This is a genomic window from Mesorhizobium sp. M0048 (assembly GCF_040323405.1).
Classification (GTDB): Bacteria; Pseudomonadota; Alphaproteobacteria; order Rhizobiales; family Rhizobiaceae; genus Mesorhizobium.
Genome location: NZ_JAMYUV010000028.1, coordinates 49,343 through 70,788 on the forward strand (window position 1 = coordinate 49,343; position 21,446 = coordinate 70,788).

The 21,446-nt window shown below is 60.8% G+C and carries 14 protein-coding genes and 5 pseudogenes; 13 read left to right on the plus strand and 6 right to left on the minus strand.

The features are described 5' to 3' along the window. The first annotated feature begins 40 nt into the window (after nucleotides 1–40). From NKJ84_RS21390 to nolL, 9 genes and pseudogenes are all read left to right on the plus strand, one after another. Nucleotides 41–1,765, plus strand: coding sequence for a ParB/RepB/Spo0J family partition protein (locus tag NKJ84_RS21390; protein WP_352508094.1), 1,725 nt, complete (start codon nucleotides 41–43; stop codon nucleotides 1,763–1,765). A 543-nt stretch (nucleotides 1,766–2,308) separates the two neighbouring features. Continuing rightward, the gene (locus NKJ84_RS21395; protein WP_023672372.1) at nucleotides 2,309–2,632 is read left to right on the plus strand and encodes a DUF736 domain-containing protein; all 324 of its coding nucleotides are present in this window, start codon (nucleotides 2,309–2,311) and stop codon (nucleotides 2,630–2,632) included. A gap of 150 nt (nucleotides 2,633–2,782) precedes the next feature. Then, nucleotides 2,783–3,052 carry a helix-turn-helix transcriptional regulator gene (locus NKJ84_RS21400; protein ID WP_352453595.1) on the plus strand — a complete coding sequence of 90 codons (270 nt, stop codon included), beginning with the start codon at nucleotides 2,783–2,785 and terminating at the stop codon, nucleotides 3,050–3,052. Then, the gene (gene lepB / locus NKJ84_RS21405) at nucleotides 3,049–3,597 is read left to right on the plus strand and encodes a signal peptidase I (protein WP_352508095.1); all 549 of its coding nucleotides are present in this window, start codon (nucleotides 3,049–3,051) and stop codon (nucleotides 3,595–3,597) included. The genes NKJ84_RS21400 and lepB overlap by 4 nt, the downstream gene beginning before the upstream one ends. Further along, nucleotides 3,585–4,271: a lytic transglycosylase domain-containing protein gene (locus NKJ84_RS21410; protein ID WP_352508096.1), complete on the plus strand. Its 687-nt coding sequence runs from the start codon at nucleotides 3,585–3,587 to the stop codon at nucleotides 4,269–4,271. Before lepB ends, NKJ84_RS21410 begins: the two co-directional genes overlap by 13 nt. A 193-nt stretch (nucleotides 4,272–4,464) precedes the next feature. Continuing rightward, on the plus strand, nucleotides 4,465–6,435 hold the full coding sequence (gene rlxS / locus NKJ84_RS21415; protein WP_352508097.1) for a relaxase/mobilization nuclease RlxS: 1,971 nt from the start codon (nucleotides 4,465–4,467) through the stop codon (nucleotides 6,433–6,435). Nucleotides 6,436–7,423: 988 nt separating this feature from the next. Continuing rightward, nucleotides 7,424–7,537 (plus strand): annotated as a pseudogene (locus NKJ84_RS21420) (SMC-Scp complex subunit ScpB); the annotation flags it as partial. Nucleotides 7,538–7,965: 428 nt separating this feature from the next. Further along, nucleotides 7,966–8,097, plus strand: coding sequence for a hypothetical protein (locus tag NKJ84_RS21425; RefSeq protein ID WP_352508098.1), 132 nt, complete (start codon nucleotides 7,966–7,968; stop codon nucleotides 8,095–8,097). A gap of 616 nt (nucleotides 8,098–8,713) precedes the next feature. After that, nucleotides 8,714–9,785: pseudogene (nolL, locus tag NKJ84_RS21430) on the plus strand (nodulation factor fucose acetyltransferase NolL). Between the two features lie 9 nt (nucleotides 9,786–9,794). Here nolL and NKJ84_RS21435 read toward each other — a convergent pair. After that, a pseudogene (locus NKJ84_RS21435) lies at nucleotides 9,795–10,043 on the minus strand (hypothetical protein); the annotation flags it as partial. A gap of 764 nt (nucleotides 10,044–10,807) precedes the next feature. Further along, nucleotides 10,808–12,454, minus strand: a complete 1,647-nt coding sequence (locus NKJ84_RS21440) for an MFS transporter (RefSeq protein WP_352508099.1) — start codon at nucleotides 12,452–12,454, stop codon at nucleotides 10,808–10,810. 512 nt (nucleotides 12,455–12,966) lie between these two features. Between NKJ84_RS21440 and NKJ84_RS21445 the strand changes: the two are divergent. After that, nucleotides 12,967–13,822 (plus strand): annotated as a pseudogene (locus tag NKJ84_RS21445) (class I tRNA ligase family protein); the annotation flags it as partial. Between the two features lie 56 nt (nucleotides 13,823–13,878). Next, nucleotides 13,879–14,187 carry a hypothetical protein gene (locus NKJ84_RS21450; protein ID WP_352508100.1) on the plus strand — a complete coding sequence of 103 codons (309 nt, stop codon included), beginning with the start codon at nucleotides 13,879–13,881 and terminating at the stop codon, nucleotides 14,185–14,187. A gap of 213 nt (nucleotides 14,188–14,400) precedes the next feature. On the opposite strand, the gene NKJ84_RS21455 is transcribed toward NKJ84_RS21450, so the two are convergent. The 4 genes from NKJ84_RS21455 to NKJ84_RS21470 form a co-directional block, all read right to left on the minus strand. Beyond that, the gene (locus NKJ84_RS21455; RefSeq protein ID WP_352453588.1) at nucleotides 14,401–14,910 is read right to left on the minus strand and encodes a GNAT family N-acetyltransferase; all 510 of its coding nucleotides are present in this window, start codon (nucleotides 14,908–14,910) and stop codon (nucleotides 14,401–14,403) included. Next, complete coding sequence (locus NKJ84_RS21460) at nucleotides 14,911–15,195, minus strand: type II toxin-antitoxin system TacA family antitoxin (RefSeq protein WP_352493107.1); 285 nt, start codon at nucleotides 15,193–15,195, stop codon at nucleotides 14,911–14,913. A 466-nt stretch (nucleotides 15,196–15,661) separates the two neighbouring features. Continuing rightward, complete coding sequence (locus tag NKJ84_RS21465; protein ID WP_352493108.1) at nucleotides 15,662–16,846, minus strand: glycosyltransferase family 9 protein; 1,185 nt, start codon at nucleotides 16,844–16,846, stop codon at nucleotides 15,662–15,664. A 582-nt stretch (nucleotides 16,847–17,428) separates the two neighbouring features. Continuing rightward, on the minus strand, nucleotides 17,429–19,495 hold the full coding sequence (locus NKJ84_RS21470) for a carbamoyltransferase family protein (protein WP_352493622.1): 2,067 nt from the start codon (nucleotides 19,493–19,495) through the stop codon (nucleotides 17,429–17,431). Between the two features lie 1,013 nt (nucleotides 19,496–20,508). Here NKJ84_RS21470 and nadE point away from each other — a divergent pair. Both nadE and NKJ84_RS21480 read left to right on the plus strand, forming a co-directional pair. Next, nucleotides 20,509–20,840 (plus strand): annotated as a pseudogene (gene nadE, locus NKJ84_RS21475) (NAD(+) synthase); the annotation flags it as partial. Nucleotides 20,841–21,244: 404 nt separating this feature from the next. Beyond that, nucleotides 21,245–21,446 (plus strand): PAS domain-containing protein (locus NKJ84_RS21480; RefSeq protein ID WP_352508101.1); only part of this gene is annotated, 202 nt, incomplete at its 3' end.

A 21,446-nucleotide genomic window follows, 5' to 3' on the forward strand; every position in this document is an offset into this window, starting at 1 on the left:
TGCGGCGGGGACAACCTCACCAAAGCGAAGGAGAGTAGCCATGCAGCTTGCCCACATCCCCTTGGATCACCTCAACATTTCCGCGCTCAACATGCGCCATGGAAAACGCGCGCCCGACATTTCCGATATCCTGCCATCCGTGCGTGCGCGCGGCGTGCTGGTGCCTCTCCTTGTGCGGCCCAACGGCCAGCCGGAAACCTTCGAGATCGTTGCCGGCAGGCGGCGCTATTTCGCCGCGAAATCGCTTGCCGACGAGCGCGGCGAAGGCGATCCCTTGCCCTGCGCCATCATGGAGGATGGGGACGACGCCGATGCGCTGGAAGCTTCGCTGATCGAAAACCTCGCCCGCCTCGATCCTGACGAAGTCTCGCAATGGGAGACGTTTTCGCGGCTCGTCAGGCAAGGCCGCACCGTTCCAGACATCGCTGCGACCTTCGGCATCACTGACCTGAAGGTCAAACGCATTCTGGCGCTTGGCGACCTCTTGCCCAAAATCCGCGAAGCCTATCGCCGCGAGGAGATCGACGCCGAGACGGTGCGCCATCTCACCATGGCGTCCAAGGCGCAGCAGAAGGACTGGCTGGCACTCTGTGCCGATCCCGATCAATACGCGCCGCGTGGCTTTCAATTGAAGCAATGGCTGTTCGGCGGCCAGTCGATTTCCACCAAGATGGCGCTGTTTGCCATCGACGAATACCCCGGCCTGATCACCTCGGACCTGTTCGGCGAGGACAGCTATTTCGCCGATGCCGACCTGTTCTGGCAAAAGCAGAACGAAGCGATTGCCGCCAGACGCGACACCTATCTCAACGACGGCTGGAGCGAGGTGGTGCTGCTGGAACCGGGCCAGTATTTCCACCCATGGGACCACGAGAAGACCCCGAAGAAGAAGGGCGGCAAGGTCTTCATCGCGGTCACGTATCGCGGCGAGGTCGAGTGTCACGAGGGCTGGCTGTCACGCAAGGAAGCCCGCCGCGCCCGCGAGGGCGGTGAGCAAGAAGAAACAGCCGGCAAGCCGCCGCGCCCTGAAGTCACCGGCCCGATGCAGAACTATGTCGATCTGCATCGCCATGCCGCTGCGCGCGCGGCCATGCTCGACCATCCCGCCGTGGCGCTGCGCCTCGTGGTGGCGCACGCCATCACCGGTTCCGGCCTGTGGCAGGTGCGCTGTGAGCCACAGCGCGCAGTCAACGAAACGGTGACTGCCAGCCTTGCCGGCTGCAAGGCCGAAGCTGCATTCGGCAAAAAGCGGCGCGAGGTGTTGGCCCTGCTCGGATCACCGGATGAGGATGGTGGCGTGGTCGCCGGCGGCAATGGCGACGCCTTTGCTATCGCCGGCGTGTTCGCCCGCCTCTTGGCGCTCTGCGACGACGATGTCATGCGCGTTCTCACCCTTGTCATGGCCGAGACGCTTGCAGCCGGCAGCGCCGTCATCGAGGCGCTCGGCAACCATCTGAACGTGGATATGGGCGCATGGTGGGAACCGGACGATGCGTTCTTCGACCTCTTGCGCGACAAGGAAATCGCCAATTCGATGCTGGCCGACGTCGGCGGCAAGCTGGTCGCGGATGGCAATGTCGCCGAGAAGGTCAAGACGCAAAAGAAGATCATCCGTGACTTCCTGGCGGGCGAGAATGGCCGCCTCAGGGTCGAGACCTGGCTGCCGCGCTGGATGAAATTCCCGGCCGAAAGCTACACCAGCCGCGGCGGCTTCCGCACCGCCGATCAGTGGACACATGTGCAGCCGCTGTTCGTGCGCGAATGAACCGATTAGCGTCAAGCGGCGGTTCTTTCGAGTGCCGCCGCTCAGATCGCGCGCGCCGCTCCGGGCCGCGCCGGCTGCCGATTGGTCGTCTTGTCGAGCCAGTGCCTTGCGCGAGAAATCCCGACGCCAATTCGCGCCCGTTTCGGCAGCCCTGCACCGCGCCGGGTTGCTTGCCGAGGCGCTCCGCGCATGGGCCAATTACCGATCCGGTTGGCGACAGAGCCCCCGCAGTCAGCGCCCTGTAATGCCGCCTGCTCGTTTGTGTCACCGATCGCGCCACCTGTCTCCATGTGTCTCAGGAACCATTCCCCTGCGGCTGGCTTGACGACCTATGGGCGGATCCGGCCCGCCCGAAACCCTCGCCAGCAGCTTTTTTCCCCGCCGCCTGCGGCGGCTTCCTCGCGCCGCTTCGCTTCAAAAAAGCTGCCCGCTCGGGTCCTCCGCTATCGCTGCGGCCGTCCCGGTTACGGCGGTCCGGACGCGCCCATCACGGTCCGCCATCGCAGGGGAATGGTCCCCGGCGAGCACCAAAGGAGACTGAAAATGACCGCGATCGGATACGTCACCAAACAGGAAAACGGCGGCTACAAGGGCCAGCTCAAGACGCTCAGCGTCCGCGCCGACATCGACATCGTGCCCAATCAGGCAAAGAGCGCCGACACCCATCCCGACTTCCGGGTGCTGACGCAAGGGGTCGAAGTAGGGGCCGGCTGGATCCGCACCGGCGAGACCTCCGGCAAGGACTATGTGAGCCTGTCGATTGCCGCCCCGGAGTTCGGTCCGCGCAAGCTCTACGCCAATCTCGGCCGCGCCGCCGGCCAGGATGACGACGACACATACGCCATCATCTGGAACCCGGTCGACTGAACCGCCAGCCTCGAGCCCCGCGCCGCAACCGGCGCGGGGCTCTTCTCAAGAAGGGGCGGCGAAAACTCGCCCCCCACTCTTCGCCCGTCCCCGAAACGATCTCGCTCGCCGATCCTCGCCTTCCTTGTCCGTAGCGAAACGAGGACCATCATGGACGACGAAAACGAACGCGCGGCCCGCGCGAAGAAGGGCAGTCCGTTTCTCAACACCGCGCAGGCCGCCTTCTATATCGGGCTGTCCCAGCGCACGCTGGAGAAGATGCGGCTCAAAGGCGGCGGCCCGCAATTTCGCAAGCACGGCCGCTATGTCCGCTATCACATCGACGAGCTCGACGACTGGTCGAAGGGACGCGCGCAGGAGACCAGGCCCGAGGATGGCGGGCACAATTCCGGCTCGGCCGGTGAGGGAGGCCGCTCATGAGCCGGCGTCCCACTATCCGTCTGATCGGCAGCCATCTGCGGCGCATTCGGGCGCGCAAGACGATCGCCGTGGCCACAATAGGCCTCGGCCTGATCGGCTTCGCCGCTTTCGACAACCCATCGCCCTGGCTGGTCTGGAACGCCTCGGCCAGTGCGCCGGTCGGCCTCTATCGCCTCGCGTCCGGATCACCGGCTCGTGGCGATCTCGTGCTCATTCGCCCGCCAAGACCGGTCGCCGATCTCGCCGCCGAACGCTTCTATCTGCCCAGCAACGTGCCGCTGGTCAAGCGCCTTGCCGCGCTGCCTGGCGAGCATGTCTGCGCCTTCGGCGACGCCATCATCATCAGCGGCGAGATCGTCGCGCGCCGGCTGGCAACCGACACGCAGCACCGTCCGCTGCCTTGGTGGAATGCCTGCCGCAAGCTCGCCGCCGCCGAGTTTTTCCTGCTCGGCAACGATAGAAACCGCTCCTTCGACAGCCGCTATTTCGGGCCGGTGCCGGCCGAAAATATTGCCGGGAGGCTCGTGCCGCTATGGACCGAGTAACCCTCCTGATGCTCGGCATGGTCGCGATAGCGCCATGCGCCTGTTCCGCCGCGACCGACGCTCAGCCGGCCGCCATCTCCCGTGGTCCGCAGCTCCAACGATGGCAGCACTTGATAGCCGAAGCAAGCCGGCGTTTCAGCATTCCACAGCCCTGGATTTATGCCGTCATGGATGTCGAAAGCCGGGGGCAGACAATGCTGGACGGACGGCCGATCGCCTCACACGCCGGCGCTATTGGCCTCATGCAGGTGATGCCCGGCACCTACGAGGAGATGCGCGCAGAGCTTGGCCTGGGAGCCGATCCGCACGACCCTCGCGATAACATTCTGGCAGGCACTGCCTATCTGCGCGCCATGTATGACCGCTTCGGCTTTCCCGGCCTGTTTGCCGCCTATAACGCTGGGCCGGACCGCTACGAACAGCATTTGCAGCGTGGGCGACCGCTGCCCAGCGAGACGGTTTCGTATCTGGAAGAGCTCAAGGCGGCGGGGATCGCGGCCGCCGACATGGACGCGTTCACCGGCAAATCCCGTTCCGGAAAAGCGCCGGAAATCCCGTCCGGGCAGTCGCTGTTTTTCCTGCGAAACGGTGTTTCCGTGACCGATCCGAATGGCCAAATCGTGGTGCCGCTCGGATCGGAGCGAGCAAGGTCAGGCCGGCCGGATCGCAGGTGAGGGCAGGGGTACCGTGGGTCGGGCGGGGCAGGGAGGCAGGGAGGCAGGTCCGCGGAAGGCAAGATAAAGGCATCGCCTCCTGGAGGCGGCGAAGTCTTTGTCTGCACATCGTTTTCCACGGAGGCTGCCTTCAGCGTCAGGAGAGCTGCTGCCGACAAACCTCTGATATTGCTTAAGATTACTAGGAGGCTCAATGCAGGATGAAGAGTTCAAGCCGAGCTTGGGCAAAATCGGATCGCGCGGCTCGAAGGCAGGCAAGCGTTTCGCCGGCCAGATCCGCGCCGCGATCAACCGAGCCGGCGGCGGCAGCGGTCGCCGTGGCCGCTTCATCGGAAGCCGGGCGGGGCGCGGCGGGGCTGCTGCCGCCGTTCTCAGAGCGCGCGACCCCCACGCGGCGTTTCGGCAGCGGCGCGCCGTCGTCAAGGCGCGTATCGTCAAGCTGGCCGGCAAGGGTGTTGACGGGGCACGTGCACACCTTCGCTACCTCCAGCGCGACGGCGTCACCCGCGAAGGCGAGCCTGGCGAGCTCTATAGCGCCGACAGCGACCGCGTTGATGGCAAGGCCTTCATCGATCGTGCCGATGGCGACCGGCATCAGTTCCGCTTCATCGTCGCCCCTGAAGACGGCATCGAGTATGATGACTTGAAGCCGCTCACGCGGCGCCTCATGGCGCAGATGGAAGAAGACCTCGGCACTAGGCTCGACTGGGTGGCCGTCGATCATTTCAACACTGGTCATCCGCATACCCATATTATCGTCCGCGGCAAGGACGACCGCGACGAAAACCTCGTCATCGCGCGGGACTACATCTCGTCTGGAATCCGTGAACGGGCGGCGGAGCTGGTCAGCCTCGACCTTGGCCCGAGAACGGACCGCGAGATCGAGCAACGCCTGCGCCAGGAAATGGAGCGGGAACGCTTCACCAGCATCGATCGGCAGCTGCTCCGCATGCGCGACCATGAGGGGCATGTCTCACGGGCCAGCCGAGACACGTTTCGCCAGACGCTGCACCAGGGCCGCCTGGGCAAGCTCGAGCGGATGGGTCTGGCTGAGGAAGTCGGCTCGGGCCGCTGGCGCCTTGATGGCGAGCTTGAAGCGACGCTGCGCCGCATCGGCGAGCGGGGCGACATCATCAAGACCATGCACCGCGAACTGACCGGCAAGGGGCTCGCCCGCAGTGCCGCCGACTATGTTGTCCATGATCGATCTGCAGAGCAGATGCAGCCTGTCGTCGGCCGCATCATTGCGCGCGGCCTGGCCGACGAAATCACTGACCGCCATTACCTCGTCGTCGACGGCGTGGACGGCAAAAGCCACTATGTTGATATCGGCAAAGGCGAGGCCACCCAACCGACGCCAGAGGGCTGCATAGTGCGGGTCACGCCGAGGGACACCGGGCCAAGGCAAGTCGACCGCACAATTGCCGAGATCGCCACGGCCCATGACGGGCGCTACAGCGTCGATATCCATCTCAAGCATGACCAGTCGGCCACCGAACGCTTTGCCGAAACGCACGTGCGGCGACTGGAGGCGATCCGCCGGGCGACCGGTCGTGTCGAGCGCGAGCCGGACGGCACCTGGATCGTCGCACCGGATCATCTCGACCGTGTGTCTGACTACGAGCGTCAGCGGGCCGGGGCCGAGCCTGTCACGGTTGACAAGCTCTCATCAATGCTGCTGGAACAACAAGTCAGCTTCGACGGCGCCACTTGGCTCGATCGAGAGCTGGTTTCCGACACACCGGAGGCCTTGCACAGCTCTGGTTTCGGCCGCGATGTCCGAGAGGCGCAAGGCCGCCGGCGGCAGTGGCTGATTGCGCAAGGTCTTGCTCGGGAAGAGCGGGACCGGATCGTCTATCGCGCCAACATGCTTTCGATCCTGCGTCAACGTGAGCTGAACCGTGTTGCCGGTCAACTGTCTGACGAACTCGGTCTGCCCTATTCTGAAGCCCAGAGTGGAGGTCGAATAGAAGGCACGCTCCGCCGCTCCGTCGAGCTCGCCGGCGGAAAATACGCTGTCATCGAGAAATCGCGCGAGTTCACGCTGGTGCCATGGCGGCCGGTGCTTGAGCATCATATCGGCAAGGAGGTTTCCGGCGTCGTGCGTGCAGAGGGGATTTCATGGACCATCGGCCGGCAGAGAAGCGGACCAAGCATTTCGTGACATGGCTACACAACTTCTTTTGCCCGCGTTGAAACAGGTACTCAGTCCGGACGGAGTTCGCCTGCTAATTGCCCGCGGCATTGATCTCGCGAGGGATAAATGGCTGGTCGTGCAAGACTTATCGTTCGCTCTACAAAATGCGCCGCGATGATTCATCGTGTTCCATGATTCTGAGCCAAAACCCTCCTGCGCCACCACGGCACTCTTCCCGGTGCCACGGAAGCCGCGCCGACGCGGCGGTGCCGGCCTGGTTGCACAGGGCTGCCCCCGACCCAAACAGTTGCGGCGCATTGAGGATATTGCAATCACTGACCGTGCGGCCATCGGCGCGCTCGATGAGATGGTCCGCCAGCTAGAGAGGTGGGCTGGCGCCTGGTGACAGCGCCTAGGGCTTTCGGCGGCCGTGGTACGGCGAAGCAGGCTCGCGGCGTCGAGGATGAAGCCGCACTTCGCGATGTTCTTCTGCTCACACGACCGGGAGACAAGGTCGACCCCGCGGGCCGGATGCTGTTGACCGGGCGTGAACTGGCAGCCCATCCCGCTGAGGATCTTCTAACGGGAGAAACCGCGCTGCGGTGGGGAAGATTTCGATCGTCGCCCGCGACGACGAGGCGGTCAGCGACCTGACCAGACGAGCTCGGCAGCTTTCCGCTGCGGCATGGTGACCGGCGCGATCATGGCCGCCGAATGAGATCGCTTCGAACGCACGGTCGGATGCTGGCTCACCGACGCTTTACTGGCGCAGCGCCTGGGAGGGGCAATGCGGTGCCGCTACTGGGCACCGAGGCAGCTTTGGGCATGAGACCCGATCAATCGCGCCGGGCCGCGACGGTCATTGCGGCATCTGGAGTCGAGGCCGGGTCAGACCGGGGGAAAAACTGCTCGTCGCGTAGGAGCCCCGCGTTGCGCGCCGTCGATCTTTCCGCCCAACTCGGCGCCGCGCGGACCGGGGCTTGCCATTGCCCCGAAACTGAGGCCAAGGCGACGGACCCGCCCTGCGTATACCGACGCCCGCCGCGCCGCCGTCGGCGGAAACGAGCGGGCCGTGGACCTCACACAATCTGAGGTGCTGATGACGATGTGCATCGCCTACTTCCATCCGCACTCCTACCCACGAGCTCACCCGTGCGCCCGCGGTGCTGCGAACCCGCCGACGAATATTTGGCAGAAGCCGGAGTGGGCGCTCACCCGCGACGATTTTTTTGGCCTTGACCGGGCCGGGCGGCGCGACCCGAGCGTCGGGACAAAAAGCCGGGAAGGGGAGGGCACCAGCCCGGTTGAAGCCAAGGGCATGATGATGTGAGGACGATCTGCTGGCAAGAATTTGCGCAGATCGATGCTGTCCTGGCGCGCTCGTCGAAGATTCTGAGCGGCGCCGACGTGGCTGCTCGAAGGGAGAACACTTCACTGCGTGACCGTCCGGACCTGATTACGATCTAGAATAAAGAAGAACGACGGGCCGAATGGCAGGGTGGATCGCCAAGATGCGCGATCTGCCGGCTGTCCTGCGCGCGTGCGGGAGTCGCCACCATGAGCTTTACGACAAAATTGCCGGCACAGGCCGATTTCAAGAAGGTCTTGCTCTATGCTATCAGGAGGCGATCGCACGCAGCGCAAGATCGGCCAGTGCGGATGCTGGCCAAGCTGCCCGGCGCGTCGTGAGATGTTGCCCGTCGGATGGTGACGCTTTAGATCAGGCGGATCTCCACCCAGCGCCGCGCAGGTCGAACCCAGCGATTTTGTGGCACGCGCTCGAAAGGTGCTGCACCGCGGGAATTGCCGCCTCATCCATGCACTGCAAGAGTCACGAAAGGACGGTGACCCCCGAAGCAAAATCCTATCCGTGGGCACTCACGTGCGCCTGATGCGCACGTATCCATCGTGCGCATGCGTTCCATAAACACAATCGATTTTACCGACCAAAGAGAATAGCGGATACCGCCCGTTTCTTGAGGAAGGCTTATGGAACGACCGGCGCCGCTTGACCATTCGAAACCAATCGAAGTTGGCCGGCGCGAGCCCTGAGTTCCGGTTGATCTACATTCCAGGCGGCGGCACTGCCGCTATTGAGGCGATGAGGACGAAGTTCAATGGAAATATTGGGGCCTTCTAACCCAGAACAGGCCTGTTCCGCTTGTGTCGTGCTGCGGCCCTCATCCTCTCCATTACCGGCTGGATTGGGGTGCGACAATCCAGAATGGGATCCGAAGATGCCGTGCGTGAACCACTCTAGAACCAAAGTGGAAGCAGTAACGGCAGGATATCGGCTGGAGGTCTGATGCTTAATCACAAAACAGTCGGTTCGAAGGGGCGCGACCCGTGCCCAGAAGGGACAAAGGCCAGAGACCTAAGCTTCGATTTCGCCAAAGGCGTCCTCATTATATTGGTGATAATTTGGGCATTTGTTACAATATGTTATCTATCGAGGCACTGACGACTTTTGGCTGTCGCCATTTTAAGTCGATCTACATGTTTCACATGCCTCTGTTTATGGCGATAAGTGGATATCTTTCTTCGGGAGCGATTCTGCGCAAATCGTTCCCTCAAGGCGTCAGTGATCGAGCAATGCAACTAGTATTGCCCATGCTTTTTTGGTGTGCGTTGATTTGGATATCGAAGGCCGCCGTAATGTCTTCGGCGAACAGTTTAACCAGTGGAATGTTGGATTTTTTTAGGGAGTTCATTGGCACATACTGGTTCATCTGGGCAGCTTTCGCGTCCTTCGTCCTGATAAAGTTGCTCACGACTTTCAATGGCTCGTCGGTGTGGATCATAGGCGCATCTGCAATTGCGATCGCATTCGCGCCCGTCCCGTGGTCAATAACCCCGTTGGTACGATACACATACCCATTCTTTTGTTTGGGGTTCTTGTTTGCGCAGCCGATCGGCTGGCAGGCAGCTAGCATCAGGCGCCACAAGGCTATTTTTGTGGTGTTACTTTCGATGGCTGCGTTCATGTGCTTTCTTGTTTGGGGAAAGGAAACGTACGTCTACAACAATCTTGTTTTGATCTCGATGCACAGTCGGCCAAACAAGTGTTGCTGATGTTCGCTGGCTCGGTAGCAACTTCTGCAGTGGCGATGCAGCTTATATTCCTATGCTGGAGAGTTGGCTATTCAACTCGCGTAGCTCGCTTTGTCGCGCTGGAGCTTGGTCAGAGCACACTGCTGCTTTACCTGCTTCAGGGTGCCGTGTTTCGCTTCATGGATCTAATACCGTTCGGAGAGCTTTGGGATCTCGCGAGCAGAATCGAGTTCGCCACTTTGCTTGGTTTGGCGATTGTTGTCACAGCGATGACAGTTCGCAGGATTGTGCGCCACCTTGGATATGTGTCGCGGAGCTATGCTTAATTTGTGATGTGACTGCCGACAGTTGGCATTGAAGTCATTGGCGAGCCATGCCGGCGTGGCATTCCCCTCACGGATCACTTGATCCGCCGCCCGAAGTAAGGCGTGCCTGTAGGCCGAGATCGGTCCCGAATGCTCGTAGGACGGCAATTCGCTCGGGAGCCCGATCAGATTTGAAGCTCCGCGACCGTCTGGCGCCGACCGCAGCCAATGAAAGAGCGTCTGACCGATCGTCGCGTTCATCTCCAGAAGCCCGCCTAGCATGTTGTGACCACTGCTGTGGCAATGGCAGTCCTGGATGGCTGCATCAAATAGGTCCAAGATGCCCCGGGTGCGCTTCCACCGCATCACCGGGACCTTCGCTGCAGCTAAATGCAGAAAATCCAGGCGCGCGCTGAAGCATCGTGAAAAATTCATGGATTATGTCAGCTGATAAAATGACCCGATCCAATTTCAGTCGATCAATCAGCGCCCTTCGTCGGGGCTGTCGGTCCGCATCGCGCCTGGCGACGGCGCTATGCTGGTGCTCCTACGGCCGCCCTGTTGAACCGCTTTCTCCAGCACCGAACTGAATTGGTCCCGCTGGCGGACATTTCGATGCTTCCGCCTTGTAGGGCTTCTTTGTTGCGGCCGGCTCTGCGGCAAGGCTGCGCCGACGTGAACGTACTTGGCGGCACGTTGTGTGAGGGAGGGGAAAGAGGAGCGGCCCTCTCCCTGCAAGCCGCCGCTGGCGGATTCCTCCGTCTGCCCGCTTCGCTCCGTGCGGACCGGGGAGACCCCTCCGCCCCCCTTGCTCCCCGCTGCTCGCCACGATGCAGGGGGACAGGCGACCTGAACCCGTGCCCAAGCCGATCTGATGTCAGAGGCGGTGGGCTGGACATGGGCCCGTGGTGGACGTACCTGCCACACAAATCCTCATGCTCGCCTAACCGGCCGCAACGTATGGCAATCCGGGTAGTCCCGATGAAAGATGGAGTAGGTCTCGGCCATTCCCGTGTCCGAACCCAGAAAAGTTACTGGTTTCCTTACGGGCGCGATACAAAGGGCACGGGCTGGACTTGGCTGCCGGGGGCGGGGCTTGTCGACCGCTCGATCGAAAGTGAGAGACGAGGAGGAGAATCACCGACCTGCAGAGCGGCAAGGCGCTCGCCTACCTCCCTGTCAGTCACCGTTAGCCGATGGTTTAGACGAAGATAGTCCGTCCATGTCGGCGTGCGGAATGTCTCGGTCCAAAGAGTCGAGTTCTGAAGATCGCGCTGGAGGGTCCAGTCCCGCGCACCGGCACGGCTCTGAACGCGCCGCCTTTCGCGCATGCAGCTCAGAAATTCCTCGATATTCTCCTCGGGTATCGAGTACTCCACCTTGATCACGATCGGGCCGCTCCTGGGCTTCAAATCGAGGGCCAGTTCTGGTGGCCTGAAGTCGAAGGCCCCTTGATCCGATTCCTCCCATAGCCGTACCGGCAATAGCTTTCCCACGGCTGCAACCAGCAACAGCGCCGCTGCAGCACCTTCCAAAGCCCACGTCAGGGAATAGTACTGCGCGACAGCACCCCAGATCCAGCTGCCCGCTGCCATGCCGCCGTAGGTCAGGGCGTAATAGATCGACAGGGTGCGACCAACGACCCACCTTGGGCTTGCCAACTGCACACACACGTCGGTTCCGGTCCAGGTGACAACCCAGCCTGCGCCAGCGATTGCAAGCGCGATCGCTGCTACAGCCACCGATGATGTGAGAGCCAGTAAAAGGCAACACGTTGCGCAAGCAACGGATGCGAGCGTGATCAATCGATTTTGGGACGTGATGCGTCGCAAGTAGCTATTGCCAATGCCCGCGATGAAGGCGCCTGTGCCGAAGCCGGCTAACAGGACGCCGTAAACAATTGGCCCGCCCGCCAGTTGGTCGCGAACCACGAGGGGGAGCAGAGCAAGGATCGAGATGCTTGACAGCCCGAACAGGGTTGCGCGCACGATCGCCACTCTGATCTCCGAGGAGATTGCCGTGAAGCGCATGCCATCATGAATGGCCGTCGTCATCCGCTCGCGCGGAAGAGGCGAAGAGCGAACTTGCCACTTGGAGCGCAGCACAGCGCTCAACGGGACCAGGTCGGTCAGCGCAGCGAAGGCGAAAGCCGTAAGGGGGCCCAGCAAAGCCAAAATTACACCGCCCAGCGCCGGTCCTATGCTCCGAACCACGTTGTACCCCACCGACATCAGCGTCACTGCAGCGGGTATGTCGCGCTTTTCCAGGATGTCGCCGACCGAGGCGTGCCAGGCTGGATCATTCAAGGCGAAGCCGCATCCCGCCAAGAAACTCAGTCCCAAGATCAGCCATGGACTGACAAAGCCCAGTCCAACAGAGAGAGCCAGCGCCGTGGATGCCAGTGCGATCAGGCAATGTCCGGCAAGCATCACGCCGCGGCGGCTGAAGCTGTCTGCAATCGCTCCAGCAAGGATCGACAAGAAGAAGGCGGGCAGTGTCGATGCAGCCTGCACGAGCGCAACCATCAGATCGGAGGCTGAAATCGTTGCCATAAGCCAGCTTATAGCCACGCTCTGCACCAGCCAGCCAAGGCTGGATATCTGCGTGGCTGTCCAGATCGAACGAAAGACCGGATTCTGAAGAGGGATCAGTGTGTTTGCCGCAAAGGGCGGGGAATCTTGACGCCGCATGACTTCTCACCTCCACCACGTAGTTCTTTCACTCACTCACTCGCTGACAGCGGTGCGCTTACGCACAGCTGCGTCACAACCAAGTTCCGATATCGCGCTCGCAACAAAGTAGATGTCGCATCCACGGTGCCGATGCGCGATGAGTGTGCCAGTTGGGCGTCAGCTGGTCTGGGTCGCGCAGCCCGATGGGGTGCGGTCTGCCCTGCGACTCTTGGCCTTGGACGGTGCTACCGCCCCGATGGCCGGGTTGTCAAACTGCCACGGTGCTAGCAGCGCCCATCCCATCCTGACAGGCATGAGCATACGACGCAGTGCATCGCTGGTATCGGAGGCGGGTGCAAGATCAAGGGTGGCATCGTCTTGACAAGTACGAGCTGGTGGGCGCCTTTGCCCGACCTACACATCGGCGATTCATGGGGCCGCCGTTCAACTCGTTGGTCTATGCGCAAAAAAACATAATACGCTTGTAAAAGACGTTTCGTGTCGGCGCAGGCGCCGAGGAGGGCGCGGAAGCCTTGAGCATCGTCATCCCGCCACCGAACGTCACCGGCTCGCTGCACATGGCCATGCGCTCAACAACACGCTGCAGGACATTCTGGTGCGCTTCGAGCGCATGCGCGGCAAGAACGTGCTGTGGCAGCCCGGCATGGATCACGCCGGCATCGCCACGCAGATGGTGGTCGAGCGCCAGCTTATGGAGAAGCAGATCCACCGCCGTGACCTGACGCGCGACGAGTTCATTGAGAAAGTCTGGGAGTGGAAAGCCGAATCCGGCGGCGCGATCTTCAACCAGTTGAAGCGGCTGGGGGCCTCGGCCGACTGGAGCCGAGAACGTTTCACCATGGACGAGGGCCTATCCAAGGCGGTGCTCGAAGTGTTCGTCACGCTCTACAAGGAAAGGCCTGATCTACAAGGACAAGCGCTTGTCAACTGGGACCCGAAGCTCTTGATCGCGAGTCCGACCTTGAGGTCGAACAGCAGGAGGTCAACGGCAACCTCTGGCATTTCCGCTACCCCGTCGAGGGCGAGGTTTTGGATCCGGAAAATCCTAAAACCTTCATCACCGTGGCGACGACCCGCCCGGAGACGATGCTGGGCGATATGGCGGTCGGCGGTGCATCCCGACGACGAGCGTTTCCGGCATCTTGTCGGCAAGAACCTCATCCTCTGCCGATCGTCGGCCGCAGGATCGCGGTGGTGGCGGACGAGTATTCTGATCCGGAGAAAGGCAGCGGCGCGGTCAAGATCACGCCGGCGCACGACTTCAACGAATTTGAGGTCGGCAGGCGCCATAAGTTGCCGGCGATCAATATTCTCACCGTAGAGGCGGCGGTCACCCTCACGTACAATGACGACTTTCTCGCCGGGACGACATGGTGCGTAGTCGCCATGCTGCCCCTGGCCAGATCGTAGATGACCTCGGCTTGTTCGCCATGGCGAGCCGAAGCACGTTGACGGCCGTGCCGGGTGATGCGCCGTCCCAGACTATCATCCCAAAATCGGCGCGCGCCATCTCCCGGTCTTTGGCGGCGTACAGCCCAGTCGCCCAGATCATTGCGGGGTTCCTTGGCCACATGGAAGACCCCGACATGTTTGTAGCCGTAGCCCGCGAGCAGGCCCTGCGCCTCGGCATCGGCTCCAGACGCGTCGCCAATCAGCACGCCGTGCACGGCAACAACGATTGGGCGGATCCGAGCGATGGCAGGTTCCGGCAGCTCAAATATCTCGCGTGAACCCCCTATGAATATCATCGACATCATGACTTTCCCTTCTCTCCAGGGCTCCCTCGCTCTGACCGCCGTCTCCCTCTGGCCCTGCGTGAGGGGTCACCCGAACGCCGAGACGGCGAAGCCGGCTCGGGGAGCGGCGGGACGCCGCAACTAGAGCCCGGTCGGCGGCAGGCCGGCGCGCAGACCTGCCGCTCCGGAGGCGCTACGCGCGCGGAGCTAGTGGCCTTTGTCGGCCAGCCAGAGGCTCACGTCCTGGATCGAGCGCATGAGCACCGACGGATTGTCCCGCGCGGGAATGAAGCCCCAGCTCTGCCAGTAGCGCTCTGCCTCGGCGTCGATCGCCCGCACCACCACCGCGCGGCCGCCGACGATGTCGGCGCCGGCGACGCAGCGATACAGCGCGTCCTTGACCAAGCCGCTACCGACGCCTTGTCCGGCATAGCGGTGGTCGACGGCGAGTTGTCCGATCAGCAGGCAGGGGATCGGATCGGGCGGGCGTCCGGTGCGGATGGCGCGCGGTGCGCTATTTGGCTGGATCACGCCCGGCGCGAGGCCGTAATACCCGACGACTGTTCCCTCGTCGTGAACGACCAGGACGCGGGTAAACCCGCGGGCCTGGTTCGTTCGCGCGAAGCCGGCCAGCCAAGCATTGAGCGCCGGCTTGCCGCAATCGAAGCTGTCGAGGCGGTGTGCGTGGTCGAGGAGTTCGATGCCTGAAAGCGCCACCTAGCGGTCCCAGGGCGAGGACCGACGCAGCCGCTCGGCCGCCTTCGCCGGGGGCGCAGCGGCCGGGGCTGAGATCGCCTGCATGAAGGCGTCATAGGCTTCCGGGGACACGCGGATGACGGTTTCGTTGAGGATGGCCGCCTGCGCCTCGTGCAGCGCGGCGCGCCGCATGAACTCCGTGCGCGACAGGCCGAGCAGCTCCGCGCCGCGGTCGATGATGGTGAGATCATCGTCGCGAAACCGCATCGAGACGGGTGCTTCCTTCCTGGTGGGTGTGGTGGCCATGGCGCGCTCCTGTGCTGCGGACGTATATACGTTAGTGTAACGCGGAACGCAATACTACGTTCCCTGGCGACGTCTCGTGGCGGATGGTCTCAGGATTTCTCGCCGCATCGGTTCTTCTCGGCTTCTCGCCCCAGTCGCCATTGCCGCAACCCAGAGCAAGGTGGCTTTGGTCAGCTCCGGCGGATCAATTACGGCTTAGGAAGCGCATTTGTTTTTGGCGGCCGGATGAGCGGGTCCAGAAGCGAAGTCGCTGCCATGACTGTCGCCGGACCAGCCCCGGCTATCCCGAACCTGATAAACATCTGACGCGATGGCGACTTTCGGGCCGTCACGCCACAAAGGAGGAACGGCTATGAAGGCTGGGCGGCGGCACTTTCATTCTCAGGCGCCGCTCTATGCCACCTGTCGGCCAATGTGACATCGCCACTGCGGTCCGGGCAATCGCGGTTGTGGTGACCGCGAGCCACTAAGCTTGTGCCGTACCCTTACAATGATTCATCAAGGCGTTTACCTCGGCAATCACGAGATCCGGCGTGATGTCGAACTTGCATCGGACTTTGACCGGACAATGCCGCACTTGGTCCAGACCACATCCGCGACATTCAATAACACTCATAAGCATGCTGACCAAGGGACCTCGAAACCCCCAAATCTCCGGTAGATGTGACGCCGTGAAAATGCCGATAGTAGGGCGGCCAAGCTGGGCAGCGACATGGCCGGTGCCTGAATTGTTCGAAACGACGAGCGCGGCCGAATTCACGAGACAATTGAATTCCAATTCTGACAAGTCGACAGCCGTCCGAATGTTCGCGGCTCCACGTTCCCTAGCTATCTTCGCAACCTCCTCAAGCGCTTCCAGGCATTCGCCACGGCCAACGAGGACCACCTCACCACGGGTCGAAAGAGCAGCGACAACTTTGCCAAAACTTTCAATCGGCCAATCTCGCAGGCTGGAATTGGAGAACGGAGCCACGACAATCGGGGCATTGCCTGTAGTCGAATTCTGTGGGTGACCCGCTCCGCTTTCGAAATAGGCAGCTGCCTTTGCGACCAGAAAGAGGAGGATTTCTGACACATGCTGGAGACGCACCTGCTTACGGTCAATGAACCAATCAAGCCATCTACGGGGGATTTTGTTAGCAAGCCCTATTTTTTGGACCAGCTTGTAGAAAATGGTTCTGCGCAGTTTCAGATTGAATGGCGCTATCGCAATATCGATCTGATGCATGCTGTACGGATCAACTATCGCCGCACGGTGCCTGGCGGGGACTTCAAGCAAGATGGGCCTTGTTTCTTCCGGAACACGCATATCAATGGCAAGATCAAACTCGCCGGTCAGCAGCGGCCTTATGTCGGCGGCTTCTTTGCGCGTTTTGACTTTTGGGTTGCGAGGAAAAAAGTCAAAAGCAATGTGATCGTCGGCGAGGTCGAACTGTTTTGCAGTAGCGATGTTCCAGCTTCCCACCACCAGCGTAATGTGGGCATGCGCAAAACGCTGACGAAGGTCCTTTAGGGGCCCTAGAGACATCCAAAAGTCGCCGACATGATCAAGCTTGAGGACCAAAATTCTCATCCTTGCGCTTGACTGTTCCGGCTCTTCCCAGCTGCGGTATATAATTTGATTGCCGTCGTGCTTTGTAAAATATGCCATTGCCATTCCGAAGATTATACGGTCAACACTGATAGCCCAGTGACGCGTGTGTAGGGTTGGAGTGCTCCCCACTTGTCCGCGTCTCCGCAAGAATTCTGCCATTAGATCCAAGCCGCGCTCCAGCAGGAGCTGTCGGGCGAAGTCTGCATCTCTAGCGGTGGTAGCGCGCCAAGAAGCCAGCTATGTCCCGACCCGCAATGTGAAGGGCTTCGTCACGGTCTTGCATGCAGTGAGTTCGAGAAACGCCGAGTAGACGGCGTTCGCCAAGCCGCCGTCCCCAGATCTCGAGCATAACGGCAGTGGCCTCGCTCTTTGGTCGATGCTGATCCTGAATGAGACCGTCGCCCCCGGCGACGACATCGCCGGCCGGATTGACCGTCTCCGGCACGCCCTGTCGCTGTGGTCCCGCATCATGGTGGTTACAAAGGACCCGCCGCAGGCGCTTTTTTCTGCGCGTCCGGGTCGTCCAACATGAAGTGGACGAATCAACCCTGTGATGAAGTCGACCGCCGGCCGGCGGTGAGCTGGCTGGCGGCGTCGATGAACACCTTTATTCGCCGAGCTTGGATAGCGGCATCCCTATCACGCTGAGAGCCTGTTATGCTGGTCCAGCGTTTGATCGCAGTCTTGATCCATGCGAGCAGCTTGTGAGGGATGCAACCGAACGAGGCGCTGCTCCCACAGTCGTCGCAGGCCCTCCATCACAGCGTCACGCTTAGCCTGATCCGGCGCAATTGTATTGAGGAGATCTCCCAACATGGCTTCGCCCTCAATCCGCATCAGCAGATTAAACAAGTCGTGTGAAATTCGTACACTGTCACTGCTGAAGTGGGTCGTGCTGATCTCGCAGTGAGTCTCCCGACGATCTGGCGCTTTGTAAGCGCGGGTTTGATGGAGGGACACATAGGGCGGCAACGAAACCGCAAGCGCAGTCCAATCCTGCAGCGTTGCAGCCCGCTTTTTTACCAGGAAGGGCCCGACCACAAGTCCATCCAGCTCTGTCGTCAGAAAGGTGGCAATCGCGTCTGCAACCGAATCCACGATCGGTTCGGCATTGTTGTTAAAGGACGTATTGAGCAGAATTGGAGTGCCTGTGCGCTTCTTGAACGCATTGATGACCTCCCAGTACGCGGGATTGGCGTTGCGCGATACTGTTTGCAGGCGAGCGGTACCGTCGACGTGCGTGATGGCACCGAGCAAGGCGCGCTTTGAGTCACGCACGCGAACGACGAAATTCATGAATGGAAATTCGTGCCTACCGTCCGGGAGGTCGAAAAATTCGCTCGCATCCTCCTCCAGCACAGATGGCGCGAAGGGCCGATAGCCTTCGCGCTTCTTGACCATCGCATTGATCCGGTCCTTGTTTGCGGCGGGCCGAGGGTCGGCAAGAATGCTGCGGTTGCCCAGCGCACGTGGCCCAAACTCCGAACGACCCTGCACCCAGCCGATCACGGCGCCGTTGGCGATCCAGTCGGCTGCACTGCTTGCCACGTCATCAGAGCGTTCAACCTCGAGATGTCCGGCCCATGCATTCAGTTCCTGTTGCACGGCGCGCTCGCTCCCGAGATCAGGACCCCAATAGACCTCCTGCAGTCGCTCACACGGCGCGGGGCGGCCCATCTCGTTAGAGACTATCAGCGCAGCTCCCAATGCGCAGCCAGCGTCGTGAGACGCGGGTTGCACGAAAATGTCTTCGAAAAGCCCTGAATACAGCAGCTTACCGTTCATCGTGCAGTTGTGGGCCACCCCCCCCGCCAGGCACAACCGCTTCATGCCGGTGGCCTCACGGTGATGCCGGAGAATGTGGAACACGATCCGCTCAAGCGCTTCCTGCAGTGACGCACTCACATCTCGATGCTGCTGGGTGAAGGGCATTCCCTTTCGCCTGACCTCGATATTGCGGAGCAACGCCGGACCGATGCGGTCGAGGTGAACACGGTAGCCACCGCCGTTGGCGGAGAGCTCGTAGAACTGCTCGAAGAGCTCGCGATAGGGAGCGGGGTCGCCGTAGGGCGCGAGTCCCATTACCTTATACTCGTCGAACAAGCCGTAGCCGAGATAGCGGATCGTCTCGAGATAAAACAGCCCAAGAGAATTGTTCTCGGGGAAAGCCTCGAGTTGCGTAATTTCTGTGCCAGACCCTACCGCCAAGAGGCCCGATAGGAAATCACCAGAGCCATCAATCGCTAGAATGAGACTTTGTTCGAAGCCCGACATTGCAAAGGCGCTCACGGCGTGCGCCTGATGATGACTTACGAATGAAATACGCGAACTGTCCAACTTAGTGCCGAACTCACGCGTTAACAGATCCTGCACCAACGTTTTAGCATCCAACGGAATGGAGAGAATGTCCGGGTGGGATGCGGACATACCTTCAAGCATGGCGTTGGCATAGGGCTCGCTGGCGTAGAGCGCGACACGATCAATGTCGTTGAGCTGAACCCCCGCCGCTGACAGACAGTATTGAATCGAACGAATTGGGAGCTTGTTGGAGTGTTTCATCCGATTGAGGCGTTCCTCTTCGACGGCTGCTATCACCCGTCCGTCTCGGACGAGCACCGCGGCGCCATCGTGCATAAAGGCGTTCCGAAGCTCGAATCGGTTTTCATGGACTTGGTCAAGTCCGCCGCTAATTCCTAGACACAGCATTTCTTTCTCCACATAGTGATGGGCAAGCCAAATTGGCCTGCCTCAGACCGTTTCCAACTAAATAGGCCGCGTTGTCGCTTGCAGCTGCAACCGCCTGTCAGGCATCACCGGCATCAAAGAACGCCTCATAAGGGTCCGCCTGAATCAACATGAGATGCTTCGATCGTGGCGCCTGCCGTTCCATGACGCCGAGAGCTTGGCTGGATCATCGAATCTTGAGCGGCTGCTGACTTGCATGCCGGCGATGCCGTTTTCATCTGCAGCACGAACTTGTGACGCGGGCTGCCTATATCCTTGCGAAGGGGCGGCTGTTGACGAATAATGCCGCGCCGTGAACTGGCCCGATTTCATTCCCCGAAAGACCGTCGCACAGGCGAGTGACATGTGCTGCACTGTCCGCCTGCTTCCCGGTCGCACATCCGATAACGCCTTCGCTTGTGCAGGAGGCCGCATCGCGTCATTCGTCGGCCAAACATGGCACCGACTGGAAGCCCGGCAATACCGCGTAGATGTAAAGTGCGCTGATGTTGTATGGTAGCGCTGCCGGCCGGGTCTCCAATCCGCTGCCCAAACGAGCGGACTGCCTGCGGCAAAAAGCCCGCCACAAGCAGAATCGCGCTGGGCAGCTGGCTCGCCTGCAAGACTTCGCAGCTCAGGAACATTGGGGACGACTAGCGTCGAACCGCCGACATGATCGGCCAGTTGCAACTCACTTCTCGGCACGACCTCCACTGCACGTCAGGGCGCATGGAAGATTTTCTCCTTTGGATGGGTGATCGGTGCGGACGTGCTTTTGTCCATGCAAGATTTCCGAAGAGTTATGAAATCGTTTGTTTCGATCAAAGTCATCCACACTATGAATAGCTGCCGGACATGCGCTTCAAAGGGGCTTCAGGCTTCCCGGATGGCTACTCCGATTCGAAGCGCGTGGCATTCCATGCGCTCTATGACAACATTTTTCAGCAAAGGGTATGAGAGCAAACCCACACTTCTTTTTCAGAAGTCGCTTCGAAGCAGCCGAGGCCTTGATGGGCTTCTTCACCAAGTTCGGCGATGGTGCCGCAGACATTCTTCCTCTTTCCGGGCTGAACAAGCGCAGAGTTCGCGCCTTGGCAGTGTATCTGGGCGCTCCGTCTGATCTTGTTGAAAAGATCCCGACCGCCGACCTGGAGAACCTCGTCCCGGTCTCACATACGATGAGATTGACGACTTCCTCGAAGGCCAAGAGATCAACGAAGCGGCGCACAGGCGTATACTTCATGCGCATTCCAGCACAGCCCATAAGCGAGCGCTTCCCGTCACAACGATTGCCATGACGGGTTCGATATTTAGGCATCGGCAATAGCGTCTCAACATACACGATCGATGGGCTTGCCGCAGTTAGGCAGCTAGCGGCCTGAATTACCGCTGGAGCGAAGCGCTGCTCTTTCAGCCCGCATGCGGTCATGAGGTTGACAGTGTCGGCACGTATCGCCGAGGCCGGCACGCGAACTCATTCTCCCTGAATGCCTGCTCTATCGATCTTCCGCAGCGTACCCACTTGACCGGTCGCTTCGACATTCCAGGCACCCGGATTGTAGCCGATCCTTGCCGCTCTCCTTCGGCCGGTCGCAATGCTAGACGTGCGGCCGTTACGCGATGCAGAGCTGGTTGTCAGATGCGTGATGCGAAACGTGAGATGCAGCTCCAGTTTTGGCGATGGCGGGCTCGCCGCATTGTTGATATCATCCGCACAGAACAGGCGCGCAAATGACATCGGATTCAGAGAAGGCTGAGGCGGTCGAGCAGTTACTTGATACACCTGACCTTGCAACCGCACTGGAAAGCGAACAGTTCAAGAAATTCCTCGACCAGGTGCCGATCGCCATAGCCGTTTCGGACCTTGCCGGTGAAGAGCGCGTGGTCTACGCCAATCCGGAATTCGAGAAACTGTCAGGCCTGACAGCCGCCA